Consider the following 6,406-nt stretch of genomic DNA (forward strand, 5'->3'; position numbering starts at 1 on the left):
GGGCTTCACGGGCGTCGTCCTGGGACGGGTCGTGGAAAGTCTTCAGCTTGGGCTGACGGTACATGGCGTTGGCGTCGATGTTGATCTTGGCATCGAGGCAGTGCAGGTCGCCGTCGGCCTTGATGACCAGCGGGTTCACTTCCAGCAGCGCCAGGTCGTGATCCTTGAACAGCTTGGCCAGGCCAACGAATATCTTGGCGAACTGCTGAACTTGCTTGCCTTCCAGGCCCAGCTGGAATGCCAGCTCGCGACCCTGGAACGGCTGAGCGCCGACCAGCGGGTCGATGGTGGCCTTGAGGATCTTCTCAGGCGTTTCGTGAGCGACTTTCTCGATGTCCACGCCACCTTCGGTGGAAGCCATGAACACGATACGGCGGCTCGAACGATCTACGACAGCGCCCAGGTACAGCTCTTTGGCGATGTCAGTGCAGGATTCGACCAGAATCTTGGAGACGGGTTGACCGTTGGCATCGGTCTGGTAGGTAACCAGATTCTTGCCCAACCACTGTGCAGCGAACGCCTTGGCGTCTTCCTTGCTGCGAACCAGCTTGACGCCGCCCGCTTTACCGCGACCACCGGCGTGAACCTGGGCCTTAACAACCCACTCGGAACCACCGATCTTGTCGCAAGCTTCTGCAGCTTGCTCAGGGGTATCGACAGCGAAACCCTTGGAAACTGGCAGGCCGTATTCAGCGAACAGCTGCTTACCCTGATACTCGTGAAGATTCATGCTTTTTACCGTCTTCGTTAGGTACTGCGCTTCGGCGCTGCGCCATTGCTGGCGCCGCACCACCTGTGACCGTTAACCCCGGTTTTTCCCGTGTAGTTCGATCCGGCGGACGTTCCGCGGTGAGTCATGCACGCAAGACTCACGACGGGCAGTCCGCCGTGGTTTCTTATAATTAACGCTTCTTACGGTTGGCCACGTGAATGGCGCCGCCATTCACTGCCAGCGCTGCTTCATGCAACGCTTCGGACAGGGTTGGATGGCTGAAGACCATCATGCCCAGATCCTCGGCACTGGTGCCGAATTCCATTGCGATTGCGCCCTGCTGCACCAGTTCGGCAGCCGATGGGCCAATCACGTGCACACCCAGTACGCGATCGGTCTTGGCATCGGCGATGACCTTGACGAAACCACCGGTGTCGTTGGCTGCCATCGCACGGCCGCTGGCCGCGAACGGGAAGGTGCCTACGTTAACCTCAACACCCTCGGCCTTCAAGGCTTGTTCGGTCTTGCCGACCCATGCGATTTCCGGGTGGGTGTAGATAACCGATGGGATCAGGTCGTAGTTCATCTGGGCCTTGTGACCCTTGATGCGCTCGACGACCATGATGCCCTCTTCCGAGGCCTTGTGCGCCAGCATCATGCCACGCACCACGTCACCGATGGCGAACACGCCAGGTACGCTGGTAGCGCAGTGATCGTCGACGAAGATGTAGCCACGCTCGTCGATGGTCACGCCGCTGTCCGAAGCCAGCAGGTCGGTGGTCACCGGGCGACGGCCGACCGCGACGATCAGCTTGTCGAAGGTGATCTTCTGCTCGCCTTCGGCGTTGGTGTAGGTCACTTCGACTTCGTTGCCGTTGACTTTCGAGCCGGTCACGCGAGCGCCCAGCTTGATGTCCAGGCCTTGCTTGGTCAGGGTCTTCTGGGCTTCTTTCGACACAGCGGTGTCGGCAGCCATCAGGAAGGTGTCCAGGGCTTCCAGGACGGTGACTTCAGCACCCAGGCGAGCCCATACCGAGCCCAGCTCCAGGCCGATCACGCCAGCACCGATCACGCCCAGGCGCTTGGGTACCGATTGGAATTCCAGGGCGCCGGTGGAGTCGACGATGACGTTCTGGTCGACCGGAGCCGGCGGAATGTCGATCGGACGCGAACCGGAAGCCAGGATCACGTTCTCGGCTTCGATGACTTCGGTGGTGCCGTCAGCCTTGGTGACTTCGACTTTCTTGCCAGCCAGCAGCTTGCCGTGGCCCTGGATCGAAGTGACGCCGTTGGCCTTGAACAGGGTGGCAACGCCGCCGGTCAGGTTCTTGACGATGCCAGCCTTGCGGCCAACCATCGCGGCCACGTCCATCTTCACTTCGCCAGTGGAGATGCCGTGGACGTTGAAGCTCTCTTTGGCTTCCTTGTACTTCCAGGAGCTGTCCAGCAGCGCCTTGGAGGGGATGCAACCTACGTTCAGGCAGGTGCCGCCCAGGGCCAGCTTGCCCTCGGCGTCGGTGTACTTCTCGATACAGGCAGTCTTCAGACCAAGTTGGGCAGCCTTGATGGCAGCCACATAGCCGCCAGGACCTGCACCAATCACCACTACGTCGAATTTCTGGGTCATAAAAGATTCCTTATCAGCTACAAGCTACAAGCCGCGAACCGCGCGGCCCCGCTTCTTTCGAGAGCGGGCGCCGAACGGTACGCAGCCAGAGGGTTAGATGTCCAGCAGCAGGCGAGACGGATCTTCCAGCAGGTTCTTGATGGTGACCAGGAAGGTTACCGCTTCCTTGCCGTCGATCAGGCGGTGATCGTACGACAGCGCCAGGTACATCATCGGGCGGATTACCACTTGGCCATTGATGGCCATCGGGCGCTGGATGATGTTGTGCATGCCGAGAATGGCGGCCTGCGGCGGGTTGACGATCGGGGTCGACATCATCGAACCGAAAGTACCACCGTTAGTGATGGTGAAGGTACCGCCGGTCATCTCTTCGATGGCCAGCTTGCCGTCACGGGCCTTCTTGCCGAAGGTGGCGATGCCGTTCTCGATTTCCGCCAGGCTCATCGACTCGGCGTTACGCAGCACCGGTACCACCAGGCCACGGTCGCTGGACACGGCAACACCGACGTCGGCATAGCCGTGGTAGACGATGTCGTTGCCGTCGATCGAGGCGTTGACTGCCGGGAAGCGCTTCAGCGCCTCGGTAGCGGCCTTGACGAAGAACGACATGAAGCCCAGGCGCACGCCGTTGTGGGTCTTCTCGAACAGGTCCTTGTACTTCGAACGCAGGGCCATGACTTCGGTCATGTCGACTTCGTTGAAGGTGGTCAGCATCGCCATGTTCGACTGGGCTTCGACCAGACGCTCGGCGATCTTGGCACGCAGGCGGGTCATCGGCACGCGCTTCTCGGTGCGATCGCCAGCGGCAACCACGACCGGGGCAGCAGCTGCTGCAGCAGGCTTGGCAGCCGGAGCAGGAGCGGCTTTCTTGTTGGCAACGGCCGCAACCACGTCTTCCTTGGTTACGCGACCGCCTTTGCCGGTGCCGGCAACGGTGGCCAGGTCGATGCCGTTCTCTTCAGCCAGCTTGCGCGCGGCTGGAGCGGCGACCGGGTCGTCTTCGCCAGCGTCGGCGGCAGCGGCAGCCGGAGCAGCAGCGGCCGGGGCAGCGGCTGGAGCGGCGGCGGCAGCGCCACCTTCAACGATCGAACCCAGCACTTCGTCGGACAGGACGGTTTCGCCCTCGCCCTTGACGATGTCGCCCAGCACGCCATCGGCGGTAGCCAGCACTTCCAGAACGACTTTGTCGGTCTCGATGTCGACGATCAGCTCGTCACGCTTGACGGCTTCGCCCGGCTTCTTGTGCCAGGTGGCAACGGTGCCGTCGGCAACCGATTCCGGGAAGGTTGGGGCTTTGATCTCGATAGCCATTATCAGTGTTTCCTTAAATTCGGTTTCAGGTGCGCGAAGGCGTTAGACAGTGAAGGCGTCTTGCAGCAGTTTTTCCTGCTGTTCGGCGTGCTTCGAAGCGTAACCACAAGCTGGCGCGGCAGAAGCGTCGCGGCCGGCGTATTCCAGGACCAGCGCCTTGTTGTGGCGGCCCAGGATACGGCGCATGTGGTGCTGGCTGCTGTACCAGGCGCCCTGGTTCATCGGCTCTTCCTGACACCAGACCGCATGCTTGAGGTTGGTGTACTGCGCCAGGATTTCGACCAGGTCGTCTTCCGGGAACGGATACAGCTGCTCGATACGCAGGATCGCGATGTCTTCGCGGCCTTCGGCACGGCGTTTTTCCAGCAGGTCGTAGTAGACCTTGCCGCTGCACAGCACCAGGCGCTCGACCTTGGCCGGGTCGATTGCATCGACTTCCGGGATCACGGTCTGGAACGAGCCTTCTGCCAGGTCTTCCAAGGTCGAGATGGCCAGCTTGTGGCGCAGCAGCGACTTCGGCGTCAGGACGACCAGCGGCTTGCGCAGCGGACGGATGACCTGGCGACGCAGCAGGTGGTAGATCTGTGCCGGGGTGGTCGGTACGCAGACCTGGATGTTGTGCTCGGCGCACAGCTGCAGGTAACGCTCCAGACGCGCGGAGGAGTGCTCCGGCCCCTGCCCTTCATAGCCGTGTGGCAGCAGCATGGTCAGACCGCACAGGCGGCCCCACTTGTGCTCGCCGCTGGTGATGAACTGGTCGATCACCACTTGCGCACCGTTGGCGAAGTCGCCGAACTGGGCTTCCCAGATCACCAGCGCGTTCGGCGTGGTGGTGGAGTAGCCGTATTCGAAGGCCAGCACGGCTTCTTCCGACAGGAAGGAATCGTACAGGTCGAAGCGCGGCTGGCCCGGGAACAGGTTCTGCAGCGGTACGTAGGTGCTGGCGTCCTTCTGGTTGTGCAGCACCGCATGGCGGTGCGAGAAGGTGCCACGGCCGATGTCCTGGCCGGTCATGCGGATCGGGTGACCTTCGAACTGCAGGGTGGCGTAGGCCATGGTCTCTGCATAACCCCAGTTGATCGGCAGGCCACCGGCTTGCATCTTCTGGCGATCTTCGTAGATCTTCGATACCTGGCGCTGAACGACGAAGCCTTCTGGCAGTTCCAGCAGCTTGGCCGACAGTTCCTGCAGGGTCTTGAGGTCGAAGCGGGTGTCGTGACGCGCGGTCCAGGCGTGGCCCAGGTACGGACGCCAGTCGACGAACAGCTCGCGGTTCGGCTCCTTGACCAGGCTCTTGACCACATGCAGGCCGTTGTCCAGCGCGTTGCGGTACTCGTCGATCTTGGCCTGAGCGCGCTCGGCGTCGATACGACCGCCCTGGATCAGTGCTTCGGCATACAGCTCACGGGTGGTGCGCTGCTTGCTGATCTGCTGATACATCAGCGGCTGGGTGCCGTTCGGCTCGTCGGCCTCGTTGTGGCCGCGGCGGCGGTAGCAGACTAGGTCGATGACCACGTCACGCTTGAACTGCATGCGGTAATCGATGGCCAGCTGGGTCACGAACAGCACGGCTTCCGGATCGTCACCGTTCACGTGCAGGATCGGCGCCTGGATCATCTTGGCAACGTCGGTGGCGTACTCGGTGGAACGCGAGTCCAGCGGGTTGCTGATGGTGAAACCAACCTGGTTGTTGATCACGATGTGCACGGTACCGCCGGTCTTGAAACCGCGGGTCTGCGACATCTGGAAGGTTTCCATGACCACGCCTTGGCCTGCGAACGCAGCGTCGCCGTGGATCGAGATCGGCAGTACCTTGTCACCCACGGTGTCGTTGCGGCGGTCCTGACGGGCGCGCACCGAACCTTCCACCACTGGCGAGACGATTTCCAGGTGGGACGGGTTGAACGCCATGGCCAGGTGAACTTCGCCACCGGGGGTCATCACGTTCGAGGAGAAGCCCTGGTGATACTTCACGTCACCGGAGCCCAGCTCGTTCATCTTCTTGCCTTCGAACTCGTCGAACAGCTCGCGCGGGTTCTTGCCGAAGGTGTTCACCAGCACGTTCAGACGGCCACGGTGGGCCATGCCGATGACGACTTCCTTGGTGCCGTAGGAGCCGGAGCGCTGGATCATCTCGTCCAGCATCGGGATCAGGCTTTCGCCACCCTCAAGGCCAAAACGCTTGGTGCCCGGGTACTTGGTGCCCAGGTACTTCTCAAGGCCTTCACCTGCGGTCACGCGCTCGAGCAGGTGGGCCTGCACGTCGGCGGAAAACTCCGGACGGCCGCGCACGCTTTCCAGGCGCTGCTGGAACCAGCTGCGCTGCTCGGAATCGGTGATGTGGGTGAATTCGGCGCCAATGGTGCGACAATATGTCTTCTGGAGCGCCTCGAAGATTTCGCGTAGGCTCGCTTCCTCTTTGCCGATGAACAGGTCGCCGGCACGGAAGGTCGTATCAAGATCGGCATTGGTCAAGCCGTAGTGATTGATCGACAGGTCTACGGGCGCAGGGCGCTGCCACAACCCCAACGGGTCGAGCTTGGCAGCCTGATGGCCGCGCATACGATAGGCCTGGATCAGTCGCAGAACTTCAACCTGCTTCTTCTCGTGTTCACTGCTCACGCTCCCGGCGGAAACCGGTTGGGCGCGGCGCTGGTTCTTTGCCAGCAGTACGAAATGGTCGCGGATTGTCGAGTGCGATACATCGGTAGCGGTGCTGCCGTCGGCGGGCAATTTCTGGAAGTAAGTGCGCCACT

4 protein-coding genes are annotated in these 6,406 nt (G+C 61.7%); all 4 read right to left on the minus strand.

Annotation, left to right across the window (positions count from 1 at the left end):
- On the minus strand, positions 1-730 hold a 730-nt coding region (locus tag B3E94_RS11825; protein ID WP_286913638.1), incomplete at its 3' end, for a succinate--CoA ligase subunit beta.
- A gap of 172 nt (positions 731-902) precedes the next feature.
- Positions 903-2,339: a dihydrolipoyl dehydrogenase gene (gene lpdA, locus B3E94_RS11830; protein WP_176516603.1), complete on the minus strand. Its 1,437-nt coding sequence runs from the start codon at positions 2,337-2,339 to the stop codon at positions 903-905.
- Between the two features lie 93 nt (positions 2,340-2,432).
- Positions 2,433-3,650 (minus strand): 2-oxoglutarate dehydrogenase complex dihydrolipoyllysine-residue succinyltransferase, encoded by a 1,218-nt coding sequence (odhB, locus tag B3E94_RS11835; protein ID WP_176516605.1) that lies wholly within the window; start codon positions 3,648-3,650, stop codon positions 2,433-2,435.
- Between the two features lie 42 nt (positions 3,651-3,692).
- A partial coding sequence (locus B3E94_RS11840) for a 2-oxoglutarate dehydrogenase E1 component (protein ID WP_286913636.1) occupies positions 3,693-6,406 on the minus strand: 2,714 nt, incomplete at its 5' end.

It is taken from the genome of Pseudomonas sp. UBA6315, from assembly GCF_002438125.1.
GTDB classification, from domain to species: Bacteria; Pseudomonadota; Gammaproteobacteria; order Pseudomonadales; family Pseudomonadaceae; genus Aquipseudomonas; species Aquipseudomonas faucium.